Origin of the sequence: Geobacter sp. OR-1, assembly GCF_000813145.1 — a bacterium.
In the GTDB taxonomy this organism is placed as follows: Bacteria; Desulfobacterota; Desulfuromonadia; order Geobacterales; family DSM-12255; genus Geoanaerobacter.
The window spans coordinates 115,068-132,704 of sequence record NZ_BAZF01000008.1 but is presented as its reverse complement, the minus strand read 5'-3'; the positions used below and the strand labels follow the sequence as shown (position 1 = coordinate 132,704).

Below are 17,637 nucleotides of genomic sequence, written 5' to 3'. Positions count from 1 at the left end.
CATCATTAAAATTAACTGAAGCAATAATTGTTCCATTAGGATATGGGAATTAATTGCTGTTCATAAATATTGGCTATTTTGCCGATCTTTGCGAGGAATGTAGCAATGTGACGCGGTATTGCTGTCATTTGACCGGATGTTCGGGTCATTAGGCGTAGGGGGTAATATGGGGCGGGGAAAACCGGCAAAGCGATACTCGCAAGCAGGGCGAGTACACGACATAATCAGGCTTATCGAGGCACGTCATGGCATGACTGTAGAGGAGCTTGTCGAGGAGACCGGCGTTACCAGGAGAACAATCCATCGCGACATGAATGTCATTCATGAGGCCGGTTATCCGCTGGTGTCGGAATGGCAAAACGGTCAGAAGAGCTATCGTTTCCTGACCCGTTTCAAGGATGTGCCGCCGGTGAGCTTCACGCTTCAGGAATTAGCGACAATGTATTTCCTTAGAAGCCAGTCGGAAATTTTTCACGGGACCCCGTTTGCCGAGGAACTGGAGGGAATTTTCCGCAAGGTCAGATCTGTGCTGCCGCCACGCTTTGCTGCGCATCTGGAGAGGATTGCCGGAGCCGCTATTCCGCTGTTCCAGGGGCGGCACGACTACACCGGCCATGCGGAAACCATAAAGCAGGTGCGGGACGCGCTCGTGCATCAGAACCGTCTGACGGTCAGCTACCGGGCGTCAGGAAGAGAGCATGCCGACACCTATCTTGTTGACCCCTACACCCTCGCATTTTACAAAGGGGGGCTTTACCTGATTGCTTATGCCCATAATCGCGGGGCATTCCGGACCTTTGCCATGGAACGGATAAGCTCCGTAACAATGGAAAGAGAACGCTTCGAACTGCCCGATGATTATCAGCCGGAAGGGCGGTTGCGGGATGCCTTCGGGATCGTGGCCGAAGACGCCATGGCGGTAAGGATCCGGTTCTCTCCCGTGGTGGCGGATAGCGTCAAAGGGCGGATCTGGCATCCGAGCCAGAAGTTTACGGACACGAAAGATGGCGGTGTAGAGCTGACCTTTTCTGCCGGCGGGAAGCTGGAAATCGCTTCCTGGGTGTTGTCGTATGGAGAACATGCGGAGGTGCTCGCACCGGTGGAATTGCGCGACATGCTGCACCGGGCCGTTACTGGTCTGTCTGGGATCTATGGCCGTTAGCGGAGATATTGCCCAGGCGGAGGTTTCGGCTCCGCCTTGCGGCACATCAGTAGCCGATCAGCTGCTGACCGTCTCCCTTGAGGAGCTTGATGAGTTGGAAATGCTTGGTGGTTGGGAAGCCGACGGTCACCATGATTATTGGCCCGGAAATTTTGAGTTCCGGGGTGGCGATGGCCTTGACCGCATTGGTGAGCCCGCTGGACGGGATTATCCCGATGGCATTGGGATCGCTTGCCACTTTGGCAACGATATCGGCAACACTTTTCGCCTTGACCCGGATGTTTGTTATCGGCTCACCGTCCATGATTTTGTCAGCGAGTATCCATGAGGCGCCGGTGCTCCATTCTCCCCAGACCACCGCAACTGGCGCTTTCGGGCCGTCCACATCATCCCACTCCTTGTATTTCCCGGAAAAGATGCGGTGCAGCTCTTTTTCAGAAAGCTTGCTGACCGGGTTCGCAGGGTTGACGATCACATTGTAGGCGACCTCCGGCAGCAGCACGGAATGCTGGGTCAGCGCTTTATTGCGTCTTTCCAGGCCGGCCTCGGTTGCAAGCCGGTTCAATTCCTCGAAAGACATGGCCACCACCAGGGCGTCGCCGATACCACTATCGACGTCAGCCAGCCCTTTGACTGCAGACTGTTCGGCGATGATGAGCAGTGGCATTTTGTTTTCGCTCTGAAAGGTCTCTTTTAATGGAAAGATGACCGCAGCCAGAGACTGAGAGTCGCCTTGAATCTTGAACAGTTCCGGCGGCCTTGGCCGTATGGCGCTCGCGGGTGAGGCAACAAGAACTGTCAGAAATGCTGCGGTAACGATCGTTGTGAAGTATCTGCGGATCATGACCCTGATCCCCTTTTCTGGATTTGACTCGAATTCTCTTTATGGGTTGAAACCTTATCGTATAGCCGCGGATTCTTCTTAATGCTACCATGGAAAAACGGAATGTCACCATATCATAAACAAAGAGCGCCGCAAACGGTCAACACGCATATCCCGATTTTTTCTTGTTGCGTTTCGACAATTTTGCTATGAAGAGTTGACTCGGCAACATATTTCAGGAGGTTATCAAATATGAGATTTACCAAGATGCATGGGGCAGGGAACGACTATGTCTATGTCAACTGTTTCGAAGAGCAGGTTGAAAACCCTGCCGAGATCGCAATAAAGGTCAGCAACCGCAATTTCGGAATCGGCTCGGACGGCCTGATCCTGATCATGCCTTCCGACAAGGCGGACGTGCGGATGCGGATGTTCAACTCCGACGGTTCGGAATCCGAGATGTGCGGCAACGGCATCCGCTGCGTGGCCAAGTATTCCTATGACCACGGCATTGTAACGAAAAAGGAGATCACGGCCGAGACCGGCGCCGGAATCCTCACCCTGCAACTCTTCACTGGCTGCGACAACAAGGTGGACCGGGTCCGGGTCAACATGGGCAAGCCGCGGCTGACCAAGGTCGAGATCCCGATGCTCGGTGATCCGCAGGACGGCAAGACCGTGGGCCAGCCGCTCAATATCATGCACACTACCTTCAACATCACCACCGTATCCATGGGGAATCCGCACTGCGTGATCTTTGTCGATGACGTGGAGAGCTTCCAGGTGGAAAAGTACGGGTCGCTGATCGAAAACCACGATCTCTTTCCGCGCCGCACCAATGTGGAGTTCGTCCAGATCATCTCCCGCTCCGAGGTCCGGCAGCGCACCTGGGAGCGAGGCGCCGGCGAGACCCTTGCCTGCGGCACCGGTGCCAGCGCGGTCTGCGTGGCCGGGGCGCTGAACGGTCTGACCGACAAGAAGATCCTCAACCACCTCTCCGGAGGCGACCTGGAACTGGAGTGGGCAGAGGACGGTTATCTCTACATGACCGGCCCGGCTACGGAAGTCTTTTCCGGGGAAATTGACATCTGATTTGTAGGGGCGCCTCTTGTGGGTGCCCCCTTTTTTCGGGCAGGCACAAGACCTGCCCCTACGGGAATCAAATGACCAACTGCCCGATGTGCACCAAATGGAGCGATGAGCCGGAGATTAGGATTGCGGAGCTTGAGCAGTGCTACGTAATGCTCAACCGCGACCAGTTCTTCCCCGGCTACTGCTTCGTCTTCACCAAGGCCCATGTTACCGAGCTGTTTCATCTGGACAGGGACGCCAGAGCTGCGGTCATCGAAGAGGTGAATGCGGTGGCCGAAGCCCTGTTCACGGCATTCCAGCCGGCCAAGATCAACTATGAGCTGCTCGGCAACATGGTGGCGCACATGCACTGGCACATCGTCCCCCGCTTCACGACCGACCCGCTCTGGCCGAGGCCGATCTGGAGCGAATCGCACCAGCCGGTCGAACTGACGCCGGCCGAGTGCGCCGACCGGATCGCCCTGATCCGCTACCAATTGAGGTAACCATGAACGACTTTCTCGGCGCGCACATGTCCATTGCCGGAGGGATTCACCTGGCCGTGGACCGCGGGGCTGCCGCCGGCTGCGGGGTTATCCAGGTCTTCACCCAGGTCTCCAACCAGTGGCGGGGCAAGATGCCGTCGCCTGCGGACGCTGCCCTGTTCCGCGAAAAACTGGCTGCCTCCGGGATGCACGAGGCGGTAAGCCACGATATTTATCTCATCAACCTGGCCGCACCGCCGGGTGAAACCCGCGACAAGAGCCTGGCCGGTTTCGGCGAAGAGATGCGGCGCTGCGCCGATCTCGGGATCGGCAAGATCGTCATGCACCCCGGCTCCCATGTCGGTGACGGCGAAGGGACCGGCATCGCCCGGATCATTGAGGCGTTCGACAGGCTCATTGCCGATACTCCGGAATTCTCCGGCAAGATCCTGCTCGAAACAACCGCCGGCCAGGGGACCAACCTGGGGCATTCCTTCGAGCATCTCGGCGCCATCATCAACGGGTCCGCTTTCCCGGACCGTTTTGCCGTCTGTTTTGACACCTGCCACACCTTTGCCGCCGGCTACGACCTGACCTCACGGGACAGCTATCTGAAGGTCTGGGACGAGTTCGACCGGATCATCGGCATCGGCCGGCTCGCCTGCTTTCATATCAACGACTCGAAAAAGGGGCTCGGCTGCCGGGTGGACCGGCACGAGCATATCGGCCAGGGCGCCATGGGGGTGGAGCCGTTCCGGTTCATCATGAACGATCCCCGTTTTGTTGCCGTCCCGAAGATCCTTGAAACCCCCAAGGAGGACGACCTGGGGACCGATATGGACGAGGTCAACCTCAGGCTGCTGCGCAGCCTGGTGGAGAACTAAAGAGGTGTAGATGAAAGAGAAGATCGAGATCATCCAGGCCGACATTACGACGCTTGCCGTCGATGCCATCGTGAACGCGGCCAACAACACCCTGCTCGGCGGCGGCGGCGTGGACGGCGCCATCCACCGGGCTGCCGGGCCGGAATTGGTGCAGGAGTGCGCCACGCTCGGCGGCTGCGAGACCGGCGACGCCAAGATCACCAGTGGATACCGGCTTCCAGCCAGGCATGTGATCCACACTGTCGGCCCGGTCTGGCACGGCGGGACCAAGGGTGAGCCGGAACTGCTCCGGAGTGCCTACCGCCGCTGCTTCGAGGTAGCGCATGAAAACGGCCTGAAATCGATCGCCTTCCCGGCCATCAGCTGCGGGGTGTACGGCTACCCGATGGACCAGGGGTGCCGGATCGCCATTGAAGAAGCGAAAGCAGCGCTGGCAAGCAACCCCGAACTGGAACGGGTCATCTTTACCCCGTTCGGCGCTCCGGCGCTCGCACTGTATCAGCAGGTATTCAAGGCGGTTTTCGGATGAAGGCAGTCATCCAGCGGGTAACTGAGGCGCGGGTCGAGGTGGATGGCGCGGTCACCGGCGCCATCGGCAGCGGCATACTGGTGCTGCTCGGTGTGGCGCAGGGCGATACGGAGCGGGACGCCGACTTGCTGGTGAAGAAGATCACTGAGCTGCGGATCTTCGAGGATGAGGCCGGGAAGATGAACCGGGCGCTGGCCGAAGTCGGCGGAGTGCTGCTGGTGGTGTCCCAGTTCACCCTGCTCGGAGACTGCACCAAGGGTCGGCGGCCGTCGTTCATCGCCGCTGCGCCCCCTGACGAGGGGAACCGCCTTTACGAATACTTTGTCGCCAAGGCTCGCGCCACCGGCACCCGCGTCGAGACCGGCGTTTTTCAGGCCATGATGCAGGTGCATCTGGTAAACGACGGCCCGGTGACGTTCATTCTCGACACCAAAACCCGCTGACCAAGCACCTGTCTGACCGGCAATACGCTCACCCTGAGCGGAACAACCTCCGCTCCTGAATCCTGGCAGCCCGTACATGATTTAGGGAGAATTCCCACCTGCAGGAGGACTGGAAACTGGGTTATCAACTGTAGTAGGATTCATGAAAGGGAAAGAGGTCAATATTCCTGATATCGCTTGATGTCAGTATATTAAGGAGTGATATTAACCAAATCAATTTCAACCAATAAATCACCCGTCCTGAGCCCGGCGGGTGATTCCACTCCGGTCCGGATCAGACCGCCTTGTTGAAATACTCATGCGGCATCAGTACATTCGTTTCGCGAGCCAGAACGCCGATATCGCTATACCAATCCGTAACCGCCTTTGTCGATGTGCTGATGATATACCAGTCGCCCAGATTCGATTTTTCGCTCTCGCTGCGCGACATCACAAGGCGTCGTCGTCCTTTTGCAAGTACCCTGTTGATTCTCTGTACCAATTCTTTCGTATCTACGGCCATTTTGAAATCGTCCATATCCACCTCATTCATTAACAATATGCCAAACGGCAAACAATACCAAGTTAATAAGTTTCAGTGCCGAGTTCAGAAGTTTTGCTCTCTCAGCGTAGGATGTGCAGCATAGACCTTGGACCTCATATCTGACCATAACTCCTCTGTCCTCTTTAGCCACTAATAACCTCTTGTATTACCTCCGAAATTCTATATCCGATAATTTTTCTAAAGAAACGTGGTTAGCTTCCGAAAAAAGGAATTGTTAATTAATGGTCATGAATATGCGGAGGGGGTATGAAGCTGAAGACAAAATTCATTTCTTTCAACATTGTCACCATCACCCTTGTCGTCTCGATCTGTGCAGCTGTTTCCCTGGTTCAGTTCAGGAAAGATGCTGAGCGTCGGGCAACAGTATCGCAGGAGAGCCGGATCAAGACCTTCTGGGAGCTGCTTCGGGCCAAAGGGCAGCAGTTCAGGATTGAGAACGGCACATTGATGGCTGGAGATTACGCGGTAAACGGTAATTTTGAGCTCCCGGACAAGTTGAAGGAGCTCTGTGGCGGAACTGCCACTGTTTTCATGAGGGATGAGCGGGTGTCTACCAATGTCATGAAAAAGGATGGTTCCAGGGCTATCGGCACCAAGCTCCAGGGACCGGCCTATGATGCGATTTTCAAGGAGGGAAAGCCGTACCGAGGGGAGACCAAGATCCTGGGCGAACCGTATTTCACTGCCTATGACCCGATAAAAAACCCGCAGGGGGAGACCATCGGTGTCCTTTATGTAGGGGTGAAGAAGATCGAATTCATGAGTGTGATCAACCGGCTTACCTGGCAAATCATAGCTATCGCGGCTCTCCTCATACTGTTGGGTCTGATTGCCGCTACCCTCTTTGCAAACAGGATCTGTGCCCCGATTAACCACATGAGCGATGTGCTGGCAAATGCCGCCACCGGTGATCTGTCGGTACGGGTCAGATGCACGGGCCGAGACGAGATCGGCATGCTTTCAGGCTCGCTCAACAAGATGCTCGGTGATGTGGGGAGCGCCATAGCGCAGGTTGCGGCAAACGCCCATGAAGTGGCCACTGCCGCGAGCCAGCTCAACTCCACGGCGGAGCGGATCGCCGGCGATGCGGAACAGGTAGCTATGCAGACCGTGACCGTTGCCACGGCCAGCGAGGAGATGGCTGCCACGGCCGGCGAAATCGCCCAGAACTGTATGATGGCAGCGGAAGGGGGTAAGCGGGCTGATAATGCCACCAATACCGGGACCGCAGTCGTGGGACAGACCGTGGCAGTAATGCAGCGGATCGAGGAAAAGGTTCAAGCCACCTCTAAGACCGTGGAGGCGCTCGGCGAGCGAAGCGACCAGATCGGGGCCATAATCGGCACTATAGAGGATATCGCCGAACAGACCAACCTGTTGGCGCTCAACGCTGCCATAGAAGCGGCCAGGGCAGGCGAGCAGGGACGAGGGTTTGCGGTGGTCGCCGACGAGGTGCGGGCGCTTTCCGAACGGACCACCAAGGCCACCAGGGAGATCAGCGCGATGATCAGAGGGATTCAGACCGAGACCAAAGGTGCAGTGGCGATCATGGAGGAAGGGGTTCGTGAGGTTCAGCAGGGGAGCGCCGAGGCTGCCAGCTCCGGCCAAGCGCTTCAGGAGATCCTGGAAGAAATTAATGCTGTGAGTCTCCAGGTGGGGCAGATTGCCACGGCAGCCGAGCAACAGACAATTACGACAAACGAGATCAGCAGCAGCATCCAGAAGGTAACCGAGGTGGTCTATCGCACTGCAAGCGGTGCCCAGGAGTCTGCGGAGGCATCGTCGCGACTGGCCTGCCTTGCCGGCAGCTTGCAGACGCTGGTGGGGCAGTTCAAGGCGGCCTGATTCACAATAACCCTGTGGGGGCGGAGGTGCAATCTCATTGCAATGACTGACCCCGGAAATTTCCCTCAGTAAGCAGAGACACTCCTCAAAAGTAGGAGTGTCTCTACTCCAGCCTATTCAGGAGAAAACGTTTTTCCACATCGGCAAATCTTTGATCTTATCCTTGCCTTCAATCAGTAGTTTGTTTTACTCTGTCTAACTACTGCGACTGGGCAGGATTCCCGTAACCTCATAAGCTCACGCGCAATACCGGGCGTACACCTGCAACGAGTGCGCAAGGAGAACATATGTCCCGGCACCCCGGTATCATCCCGTCTTGGGGTATCATCGGGTCCTGTATCTATCTGACAGGGTTTACTCTGCCGTATACCTTTACGTTCGACCCGTTTCTGTCTGCGTTGGCCTTCTGCTCGGCAGCAGCGGCAGTGTCGCATCGCCACGCGAAGCAATTGACATCGATACCGCTGATCCTGCCAGTAGCGCTCTTCCTGGTCTCAAGCGGGGTCTCAATCCTGTTGTCTGCCGATACAGCCGGAAGTTTGCGGGCAAGTACCTCCATCTTACCCGGCATTCTCCTGTTTTTCCTGGTATCCAGCCATGTTGACGGCACAACTGATATATATCTTTTGTCTCTCACCTGTTCCGCAGTCGCTCTGGCGCTGGCCGCCGAGTTGTTGTGGGCTTGCCTCGGCAACTGGGGCGGTGATCCTTTCAACTGGGTGACGAGGACGGGAAGCCCGATACTGGTGGTGAAAAATGACGTGGTATTCCTTGCCATTTTAAGCCCTCTGTCGTTAGCCGCTTATTTTTACCGGCCGAAGGGGGTTTGCGGGGTGGTGCCGGTGATTTCCCTGCTTTTGTGCCTGGTCATCCCGAGCCTGTTTCAAAGCCGGGGGGCAGCGGTGACGATGCTTTTTGCCACGGGCTGTTTTTCTTGCTGTTCCGGCCGAAATTACTCGTAGCATATGGCATTGTCGCACTCGGCATTATGTTGCTGGCCGACGCTGCCACCGGATTCAGGCTCGTGGAGCGGTCCGCCACTCATGGCTGGAACAGCACGGCACGGCTCCCGTTCTGGTTGTGCGCTTGGGACATGCTATTGGATGCGCCGGTTGTGGGGCAGGGGCCCCGCACGTTCGGGTCATTTTATGCGGAATACCTCAGGAAAGCGGCTCTGCCGCCAGGGCTGATCGCCGATCCCCGGGCCGTTCCCTGGCCGCATAATCTCTATCTCGAAGTATTGGCCGAACGAGGTCTGGCAGGGTTTGCCGCCCTCTCACTGGTGCTGGTTAATGGGTTTTTAGGGGCGAGGAAACTGATGATGTCGGTCTCGGATGAAACGAGGATTCTTGGCTATGGGGCTTGTGCGGCTTTGGCCGGATTTTGTCTGGCCGCCACAATCGAGCTTACCTTTCTGCGCCAATGGGTCGTAATCGTGTTGTTTATGTTGGCAGGAGTAATCTCGCACCTGGTGCGTCTCGAAAAATGGACATAGTGAGAGGAATCTATGAATAGTATACTGCGTCACCTGAAGACCGGCACTGTCATGCTGTTCGCCTTGGCATCCGGAGCCTTATCGATTTTGTGGCCGGAATGGGCGACTGACCTGAAGGCGCAGGGGAACTATCCCGCCCCGGCCCGCTCCGGCGATTCTCAGCGATCCGGGCAGGATGCGGGCATTACCCCGTCTGGGTCCGAACAGTTACATGGCACGGAACAATACAATAACCAGATCCAGGGCGGGTTCGACCGGCCCGCACCGGCCGGACAGGACGGCTACGGCACTACTCCGGCAGAACCGACTGAACCTTTCCAGACCGGCCGGGAGAGCGAACCGTCCACTGCCACCCAACAGCAGGCCGGTCGTTTTACGGTGGAAGGCGACTGCGTCGTCGACAACCAGACCGGTTTCATGTGGGCAAATGACGGCAACCTTCCCGACAGCCAGCGCACCTGGCAGGGTGGGCTCGACTTTATCACCGCGCTGAACAACGGTGCCGGTCTATGCGGGTTCAATGACTGGCGGGTCCCTGCCATCGATGAATTTTCTAGCCTGGCCGAATCCGGACGGCCGCCAAGCGGCGGTTGGCTCAATTCGTCTGGTTTCAGCAATGTGGGATCGTATTGTTCCTATTGGTCGTCCACGGTCGATACCAATGACGGTACCAGAGCCTGGGCTATCGATATGGGAAGTGGCGACAAGTGGCTGGCCGACAAGACATCTGTCTTTTGCGTCTGGCCCATAAGAAGGAAATGACAGCCGCTGCCGGCTCGGGTCCCGGCAATGGCCGGGCCATGTCGCGTTGTACCAAGGGCCGGTTGCCACATCGCCTATACTCGCCCGGATCGGATACATGAACCCGGTTTACTTTTCAATTCGAGACCACAAACCGTGAACCGAACGCTTAAAGACATCCTCGATCGCCTATACGAAGCCCGCTCCCTGGCCCATCTAGCCAACGATCCGCTCTCGTTCTGCCACCGCTACCCCGGCCCGGCTGACCGGGAAGTTGTCGGCCTCATCGCTGCGTCGTTTGCCTATGGCAACGTCAAGATCATCCTGAGAAACCTGGAACGGATCTTTTCGGTCATCGGCCCCGCTCCGCGCCGGTTCGTGGAGCAGTTCGAGCCGGAGCGGGATGCCCGGCTATTCAGCGGGTTCAAGCACCGGTTCAACGATGGCCGCGATCTCTGTGCCCTGTTGCTGGCCATCCGGCAGATGCTGGCCGAGACCGGCTCGATCGAGAGCTATTTCCTCAAAGGTTTCGATCCGCAGAGCGGCGATATCGGCCCCGGGATCGCCTCGTTTTCCGGCCGGGTCCTGGCCATGGATTTCTCGCCGCTGTTCGGCCCGGCCGGGATTTTCAAAGATTCGTACTTTCCGTTCTTTTTCCCATCACCCGCAGGCGGCAGCGCCTGCAAGCGGCTTTGCATGTATTTGCGCTGGATGGTGCGGCCGGCCGACGGCATCGACCTTGGGTTATGGACAGGATTGTCGCCGGAACGGCTCATCATCCCGGTGGATGCCCATATCCAGCGGATCGGGCAGTATTTGGGGTTTACCCGGAGAAAGCAGGCCGACTGGAAGGCCGCACAGGAGATCACTGCCGCGCTTGCGGCCCTGGATCCGGCCGACCCGGTGAAATACGACTTTTCCGTCTGCCACCTGGGGATATCGGAGGGTTGCGGAAAAAGCGGCCGAAACGCCTGCCTGAGCTGCGACATCGCCGGGGTCTGCAGCGGTATTGTGAAAAATTAACTTGCCTTTTTCGGCAGTTAGTGTCATAAAGTTATGTTTTTCGGACGGGCAACAGCCCGTCTCTTTTTTTTGTCAAAGCAGCGGAATTGAATGAAACAGGGATTTCCCGGGAGAAATGAGTAATGCAAGAACTGATTCGCAACATCGCCATCATCGCCCACGTTGACCACGGCAAGACCACCCTGGTCGATGCCATGCTGAAGCATGCCGGAGTATTCCGGGAAAACGAGGCGATCACTGAACGGGTGATGGATTCCAATGATCTGGAAAAGGAGCGGGGGATCACCATCCTCTCCAAGAACCTGTCGGTCCATCATGGCCGCTACAAGATCAATATCGTCGATACCCCCGGCCACGCCGACTTCGGCGGCGAGGTGGAGCGGGTGCTCACCATGGTCGACTCGGTGCTGCTGCTTGTGGACGCCCTGGACGGTCCGATGCCGCAGACCCGTTTCGTGCTCAAGAAGTCCCTTGACCTGGGGTTGAAGCCGATCGTGGTCATCAATAAGATCGACCGCCCCGGGGCGCGCCCCGATGAGGTGGTGGACATGGTCTTTGACCTGTTCTGCGAACTGAACGCCAACGACGAACAGCTCGATTTCCCGATCGTTTACACCAGTGCCAAAATGGGGTATGCCAAGCTGGACATGTCCTCGGATTCAACGAGCATGGAGCCGCTCTTTGCCGTGGTGGAGAGCAATGTTCACCCGCCCAAGGGTGATGCCAAGGCGCCGTTCCAGCTGCTGGTAACCAATATCGACTACAACGACTACATCGGCCGGATCGCCACCGGCAAGATCTACAGCGGCAAGGTCAAGACCGGTGAAACCCTGGCCCTGATCAAGCAGGACGGAGTTATCAGCAAGGGGCGGATCAGCAAGCTGCTCGGTTACGAAGGGCTGAAGCAGGTGGAGATCCCTGAGGCGGTAACCGGCGACATCGTCACCATTGCCGGATTCGATGACGTCGGCATCGGCGAGACCCTGGCCAGTGCGGACGCACCCGAGGCGCTCCCCTACGTCGCCATTGACGAACCGACCATCAGCATGAACTTCATCGTCAACAACTCCCCGTTTGCCGGTCGGGAAGGGAAGATGGTTACCTCCCGCAACATCCGCGAGCGGCTGGATAAGGAACTCCGCACCAACGTCTCGCTGCGGGTCGAAGACACTGACAACGCCGATACCTTCAAGGTCTCGGGCCGTGGTGAACTGCACCTCTCCATCCTGATCGAAAACATGCGGCGCGAAGGGTTCGAGATGGCGGTTTCCAAGCCTGAGGTCATTTTCCGCGAGGTGAACGGCAAGAAGCTGGAGCCGATGGAATACCTGGTGGTGGATGTGCCGAGCGAGTTTCAGGGCGCGATCATCGAGAAGATGGGGCCGCGCAAAGGGGAGATGACCTCGATGCAGCCGATGGGCGAGTTCATTCGCCTTGAGTTTGTCATCCCGGCCCGCGGGCTGATCGGCCTGCGGAGCGAAGTGCTGACCGATACCCGCGGCACCGCGGTTATGACCCATACCTTCCACGACTACGCCCCTTACAAGGGGGAGATCCCGGGCAGGAAAAACGGCGTGCTCATCGCCATGGAGAACGGCGAGACCACCGGCTATTCCCTGGACGGGCTCCAGCCGCGGGGGATCCTGTTCCTCGGCCCCGGAATCGAGGTCTACGGCGGCATGATTATCGGCCAGCACGCCAAGGACAACGATCTGGACGTTAACCCATGCAAAGGTAAGAAACTGACCAACGTCCGCGCCTCAGGCACCGACGACGCCCTCAAGCTTGCTCCTCCCCGCATCCTGACCCTGGAGCAGGCGCTGGAGTTCATCGACGACGATGAACTGGTGGAGGTAACGCCGAAGTCGATCCGGCTCCGCAAAAAGGAGCTGGAACCGACCAAGAGGAAGCGCAAGAACTAGCCCGGAATCAGCACCGCGTTGACGAAAAAAGGCCGCATCCCGCTTGGCAGGATGCGGCCTTTTTATTGGGCCCGGTGGTCGTTACATCTGGTGTCCGCCATGTCCCATATGCTCATGGGAGCCTTGCGGCTGATCCAGTTCCGCCTGTTCATTCTCGGTAATTTTCAAGGCTTCCTCGTACGTCGCGACCTTGCCGCCATGCCCCTTGATAAAATCCAGGGCTCCCTGCCTATTCGCAAACGCCCATTTGGCAACGCTGGTCATGACCCCTTGCTTGTCGCCGCCGATCACCCAGGTCGCGCTTCTCGCATCGGTCAAGGCCCTGCTGTCGTAATCAGCCACCTGGATTGACTGCACCTGTGCGCCGGGAACGCTCTTCATCTCGGTTGCCACGCAGTTGATGCTGCAGGTGCCGACGCTGCTGCCGTCGGTATAGGTCACCAGCATCCGGCTCTGGCTGAACATGGTTCGGTCCATGCCGCAATGCTTGCAGTCATCCGGGGCTTCGACCTTGTCAGCGGCGATTCCGGCAGCACAGAGAGAAAAAAACAGCAGGCACCCCATCCAGATCTTTTTCATCGCTTAATCCTCCTTCAAGTTTTACTGCAATTGATCCCGTTGGATCTGCCCTGCTCCATCGAAAATGCGTGGCATGTCTCTTAACCATGGTAAATATTTTTGACAACCGGATCGCCGGTAGTCGGCATTCGCGACAGAATCAGAGGCAAAGGCCGGAAAGATGCGGGTCTGGCCCCGCTTTCAGTTAAAGTTTACAAAGAATATGCCATCCTGTTGCTTGACCGTTCCTCAACTGCTTGCCGTTGACAATCCTGGCCAAATCCTCTAAGTTGTCGACGGAATAAGAGCCTGGAGAAACTATGAATATAAAAATAAAAATCGCGCTGTTGCCGGCGCTCTTACTGGCCATTGCGGGCTGCTCCTCCACTTCATCCGCGGTAAAAAGCGCTACGGAGTATTTCAAAGATGGGGAACAGGCTTATACGGAAAAGAACTACGAACAGGCCATCGCCCTCTGGAAAAAGGTCAAGGATAGCTATATCTCGCCGGAGCTGACGACCAAGGCGGAATTGAACATTGCGGACGCAATGTACAACAACGGCAATTTCATCGAAGCCGCCGCCGAATACGAGAATTTCCGGAAGCTCCACCCGAACCACGAAAAGGCGGCTTATGCGCTGTATCGACTCGGGATGTGCAATTTCCAGCAGATAACAGGCATCGATACGGACCAGACCTCTGTAAGCAATGCAGTGCACCTGTTCAATTCATTCCTCGAAACTTACCCAACTTCCGACCTGGCCAAAGAGGTGCGGCAAAAGCTCGATGAGGCGGTTACGGTTCAGCTTCGTCACGAGATATATGTCGGCAGGTTTTACATGCGGACCGGAAAGTATGCTGCGGCAATCAAACGGCTTGAAGGCGCCCTGGCCAAATTCCCCGGTAAAGCGGCCGATGATGAGGCCTTGCTCTACCTCGGGCAATCTTACCTTATGTCCGGAGATAAGGCCAAGGGGCGCGAAGCGTTCAACAGGCTGGCAACGGAATACCCGGCAAGCCCTTTTGTGGGAGACGCAAAAAAGTTCATGGAAAAAAATTACTGAGTGATTCCGGTTTAATACCGGGGAGGGAAGATGTTCACCGCTCCGACAACCGCCGGTCGTTCAGGGATGATCTTAACGTTCGGGACGATTTGGTGAGCTTGTCCTGGTACATACGCTCATCGGCCAGCTTGATGGCATCTTCCAGCCCTTCCGGGTTGTCGGTGGTGGCCGCGCCGATTGACAGGCTGAGTTCGAGTCCTCCGAACGAACATGTTGACTGATTGATTACATCCCGGATACGGTTCATGGCCTTTTCCGCAACATGGTGCTCGGCGCCCGGAAGAATAACCACGAATTCATCCCCGCCGATTCTGGCAACGATATCTTCTGATCTGAATACCGAGAACAGCACACTGGCAGTCTGTTTGAGCACCTTGTCTCCTGCGGCATGGCCCAGGGTGTCGTTAACCTGTTTGAGCCCATCTACGTCCAGCATGATCACGCTTACCGGAGCAAACCGTTGTTCGGCAAGACGTTTCAGCTCCTCTTCAAAAAAAGCCCTGTTGTAAAAGCCGGTCAACGTATCGTGCGTGCTCATGTAGCGGAGCCGTTCTTCCGACTTTTTCCGTTCAGTGATGTCCTCACATGCCGTGATTATCGCAACCGGCTCGCCTGACTGATCCAGCACGACGCTTGATATCAGATATACAGGGAAAGTGTCGCCGTTCTTGCGGACGTTTAAGGTTTCCCTCCTCATGCAGACAAATTTCTTGATGTCCTCTTTTTTCCACACTTTGCGGTGTTCAGGCACGGAGAAAATCCTGGCGTCGCATCCCAGCAGCTCATTTACCGTATACCCATGCATCTCGGCTTCAGCTTGGTTGGTGAATATTATTTTCCCTTCAATATCGGTAATGGTAACCCCTACCGGTATCGTTTCAATCGCATGTTTCAGGGTTCTCAGCTCTTTCTCGGCGTAATTGCGCTGCCGGCGCATTTCGGACTCGGCCAGTTCCCGCTGTATGGCGGGCGCCAGCCGCACGAGATTCCCTTTCAGGATGTAATCGTGGGCTCCGGCCTTCATCGCTTCTACCGCGGTCTCTTCTCCGACCTTGCCCGAGACTATTATGAACGGTATGTCCTCACTTCTTGATTTGAGCAGTTCAAGCGCTTCCAGGCCGCTGAATCCGGGCATGATATAGTCGGAGACGATCACATCCCAACTTTCCCTTTCGAGGGCAGCGATCATCTCTTCCGGCGTATCCACCCGCTCCCAGGAGGCTTCAATGTCATTTTTCTTCAAATGCCAGAGAAGCAGCTCGGCATCTTCCGGAGAGTCTTCCACCAACAGTATGTTTATCGGTCTGTCAAGCACCTGTCACCCTTAGAAATAGATTAGTCATGTTTTATATAATATCGGAATATTGATATGCAACCTTAAACCCGAGACGAAAAAAATGCCCGTTCTCCGGAGAGAACGGGCATTCGCGGGCCTGGCAGAATCAGCTATTTCTTTGATTCCATGGTGTCTTCCAGCAGTTTCACCCCGTCCTTGGCCGCCTTGATGGCACCGGTGAGGGTGTCGCGGGCGAGATCCGGATTATGGAAACCGTCGGAGTTCTCGGCGGTCCAGAATTCCCAGAGTACATGGGCCTCTTCATGCTTTTCGCGGGCCTTGGCAAGGGTCTCTTCGCTGACGCCGGACCTCTTGGCAACGGCGTAGGAGTCGATGAGCTTGCCGATCCAGTATTCGGCCTTGCGCATCTTACCCTTGGTATAGTTCTGGATGGTCTCGATCTGATATAGCTTTGCCTCAACCGTGTACTTCGGATGACAGCCGAGGCAGGCCTCCTTGATGTGATTCTTGGGCCGTATCACCCCGTGCGTCGAGAACTGCTTCCCTTCTTTACCTTTCAGTTTCGGCATATGGCACTGGTGGCATTGCACGCCGGCCCGGTCGTGAACGCTGCCGGCGTAGGTCTCGGCTTCGGGGTGCTGCAGTTTGATCAGCCGCGCCCCGGTCACGCTATGCCGGAAATCGTAGAAGTCGAGCTTCTTGTAGTGTGCCAACAGATCCTTGGCATTCTTGAGCGGCATATGGTTGGTACGCTGGTCGTCATAGCCGACCTTTTTGTTGTCCGACCATTGCGATCCGGTATTGCAGTTGTATTCCACATGGCATTGGGCGCACATCATGCGGGAGTCGGTCTTGGCCATCACCCCGATCTTGCGGAAGCCGCGGAAATCGATCTCTTTCATGTCTGTTCTGCCGGACTTTGCGAAGATATTGCTCCCGGGATCGCGCCCGATCGCCTGGATCAGGGCGTCGCGCACCACGCGGGGCTGTGCGCCGTGGGGATCGTGGCAGTGGATGCAGCCGACCGGGTTATTGGTGTCCCTGGCCACGTCATTGACATTGGAAGTACGGTCCCACTTGGCCCGCGGATCCTTGTCACCCAGGAATTTCCACTTCAGAATATGGTCGGAGGTCTTGCACTGGATGCAGGTCGGGTTTCCGGCCATTGCGGTTTCAGGCAGTTTGGTCTTCTCCCCGTTGTCCACCAGGACGTCCCAGGTCTTGCCCGGTTTGTCGTAACCGTACCAGCGATCCTTGTACTGATACCGGCCTCCCTGGAAGCGATCTACAATGAACTGGTCGGTTACCATGAAGGCATGGCCGCGCGGCTCATTATGCTCGAAGGTGAAGCCATGGCCTGCAAGCAGCTTGTCCTGCTGCGGCGAGCGGCCGGCCGGGACCCCTTTTTCTTTGCGGGCGCCGGATTCGTAGTTCATTTTGAAGAAGCTGTCGTACTGGTCCTTGTGGCACTTGCCGCAGAGAGCGGCATCAATCCTGGTTACCGGCTTGACATCCCCCATGCTCTCCAGGTGTTTCCCCAGGTTGTCATGGCAGGTCTCGCACGCAAGCTTTGCATGCCTGGAGTTTTCCTTCATGGTCTTGATCTCGTCGTGGCATTGGTAACATGCCTCTTTTCCCTGAGTCTTTCCGGCCGGTTTTGCCTTTGCAGCGGTGAGCTGCGCCGGAATCCCCAGGCAGAGTGCCGTACCGCATACAATCACCAGAGCTGTAACGGTTTTCTTCAGCATAAG

Annotated in this window: 18 protein-coding genes; 12 read left to right on the top strand and 6 right to left on the bottom strand. The window is 56.6% G+C overall.

Annotated elements, in window-relative coordinates; translation table 11 throughout:
• Positions 1–166 precede the first annotated feature (166 nt).
• A complete protein-coding gene (locus OR1_RS10465; protein ID WP_041971784.1) occupies positions 167–1,162 on the top strand; it encodes a YafY family protein in 996 nt (331 codons plus the stop codon).
• 46 nt (positions 1,163–1,208) lie between these two features.
• Here the strand turns inward: OR1_RS10465 and OR1_RS10460 are convergent, their stop codons facing one another.
• A complete protein-coding gene (locus OR1_RS10460) occupies positions 1,209–2,006 on the bottom strand; it encodes a substrate-binding domain-containing protein (protein ID WP_041971782.1) in 798 nt (265 codons plus the stop codon).
• Between the two features lie 231 nt (positions 2,007–2,237).
• Here OR1_RS10460 and dapF point away from each other — a divergent pair, with 231 nt between their 5' ends.
• The 5 genes from dapF to dtd all read left to right on the top strand — a co-directional run bounded on the left by dapF (position 2,238) and on the right by dtd (position 5,397).
• Positions 2,238–3,077 carry a diaminopimelate epimerase gene (gene dapF / locus OR1_RS10455; protein WP_041971781.1) on the top strand — a complete coding sequence of 280 codons (840 nt, stop codon included), beginning with the start codon at positions 2,238–2,240 and terminating at the stop codon, positions 3,075–3,077.
• Between the two features lie 71 nt (positions 3,078–3,148).
• Positions 3,149–3,562, top strand: coding sequence for an HIT family protein (locus OR1_RS10450; protein WP_041971780.1), 414 nt, complete (start codon positions 3,149–3,151; stop codon positions 3,560–3,562).
• A gap of 2 nt (positions 3,563–3,564) precedes the next feature.
• Positions 3,565–4,425 carry a deoxyribonuclease IV gene (locus OR1_RS10445; protein ID WP_041971778.1) on the top strand — a complete coding sequence of 287 codons (861 nt, stop codon included), beginning with the start codon at positions 3,565–3,567 and terminating at the stop codon, positions 4,423–4,425.
• A gap of 10 nt (positions 4,426–4,435) precedes the next feature.
• Positions 4,436–4,954 (top strand): O-acetyl-ADP-ribose deacetylase, encoded by a 519-nt coding sequence (locus OR1_RS10440; RefSeq protein WP_041971777.1) that lies wholly within the window; start codon positions 4,436–4,438, stop codon positions 4,952–4,954.
• On the top strand, positions 4,951–5,397 hold the full coding sequence (gene dtd / locus OR1_RS10435; RefSeq protein WP_041971775.1) for a D-aminoacyl-tRNA deacylase: 447 nt from the start codon (positions 4,951–4,953) through the stop codon (positions 5,395–5,397). Before OR1_RS10440 ends, dtd begins: the two co-directional genes overlap by 4 nt.
• 274 nt (positions 5,398–5,671) lie before the next feature.
• On the opposite strand, the gene OR1_RS10430 is transcribed toward dtd, so the two are convergent.
• Positions 5,672–5,914, bottom strand: a complete 243-nt coding sequence (locus OR1_RS10430) for a hypothetical protein (protein ID WP_041971774.1) — start codon at positions 5,912–5,914, stop codon at positions 5,672–5,674.
• A 273-nt stretch (positions 5,915–6,187) separates the two neighbouring features.
• On the opposite strand from OR1_RS10430, the gene OR1_RS10425 reads away from it, so the two are divergent.
• Positions 6,188–7,786, top strand: a complete 1,599-nt coding sequence (locus OR1_RS10425; RefSeq protein WP_041971773.1) for a methyl-accepting chemotaxis protein — start codon at positions 6,188–6,190, stop codon at positions 7,784–7,786.
• Positions 7,787–8,126: 340 nt separating this feature from the next.
• On the opposite strand, the gene OR1_RS21570 is transcribed toward OR1_RS10425, so the two are convergent.
• Positions 8,127–8,564 (bottom strand): hypothetical protein, encoded by a 438-nt coding sequence (locus OR1_RS21570; RefSeq protein ID WP_082002903.1) that lies wholly within the window; start codon positions 8,562–8,564, stop codon positions 8,127–8,129.
• A 48-nt stretch (positions 8,565–8,612) separates the two neighbouring features.
• Here OR1_RS21570 and OR1_RS10415 point away from each other — a divergent pair, with 48 nt between their 5' ends.
• The 4 genes from OR1_RS10415 to typA all read left to right on the top strand — a co-directional run bounded on the left by OR1_RS10415 (position 8,613) and on the right by typA (position 12,967).
• Positions 8,613–9,281: an O-antigen ligase gene (locus OR1_RS10415; RefSeq protein WP_160295238.1), complete on the top strand. Its 669-nt coding sequence runs from the start codon at positions 8,613–8,615 to the stop codon at positions 9,279–9,281.
• A gap of 12 nt (positions 9,282–9,293) precedes the next feature.
• Positions 9,294–10,043, top strand: a complete 750-nt coding sequence (locus tag OR1_RS10410; RefSeq protein WP_041971770.1) for a DUF1566 domain-containing protein — start codon at positions 9,294–9,296, stop codon at positions 10,041–10,043.
• A gap of 135 nt (positions 10,044–10,178) precedes the next feature.
• A complete protein-coding gene (locus tag OR1_RS10405) occupies positions 10,179–11,045 on the top strand; it encodes a TIGR02757 family protein (protein ID WP_041971769.1) in 867 nt (288 codons plus the stop codon).
• A 122-nt stretch (positions 11,046–11,167) separates the two neighbouring features.
• Positions 11,168–12,967, top strand: a complete 1,800-nt coding sequence (gene typA, locus OR1_RS10400; RefSeq protein WP_041971768.1) for a translational GTPase TypA — start codon at positions 11,168–11,170, stop codon at positions 12,965–12,967.
• Between the two features lie 81 nt (positions 12,968–13,048).
• Here the strand turns inward: typA and OR1_RS10395 are convergent, their stop codons facing one another.
• Positions 13,049–13,546, bottom strand: a complete 498-nt coding sequence (locus OR1_RS10395) for a nitrous oxide reductase accessory protein NosL (protein WP_052440377.1) — start codon at positions 13,544–13,546, stop codon at positions 13,049–13,051.
• Between the two features lie 299 nt (positions 13,547–13,845).
• Between OR1_RS10395 and OR1_RS10390 the strand changes: the two genes are divergently transcribed.
• On the top strand, positions 13,846–14,589 hold the full coding sequence (locus tag OR1_RS10390; RefSeq protein WP_041971767.1) for an outer membrane protein assembly factor BamD: 744 nt from the start codon (positions 13,846–13,848) through the stop codon (positions 14,587–14,589).
• Between the two features lie 34 nt (positions 14,590–14,623).
• On the opposite strand, the gene OR1_RS10385 is transcribed toward OR1_RS10390, so the two are convergent.
• Both OR1_RS10385 and OR1_RS10380 read right to left on the bottom strand, forming a co-directional pair.
• Complete coding sequence (locus OR1_RS10385) at positions 14,624–15,904, bottom strand: diguanylate cyclase (RefSeq protein ID WP_041971766.1); 1,281 nt, start codon at positions 15,902–15,904, stop codon at positions 14,624–14,626.
• 131 nt (positions 15,905–16,035) lie between these two features.
• Positions 16,036–17,634, bottom strand: a complete 1,599-nt coding sequence (locus OR1_RS10380; protein ID WP_041971764.1) for an ammonia-forming cytochrome c nitrite reductase subunit c552 — start codon at positions 17,632–17,634, stop codon at positions 16,036–16,038.
• Positions 17,635–17,637: the final 3 nt, after the last annotated feature.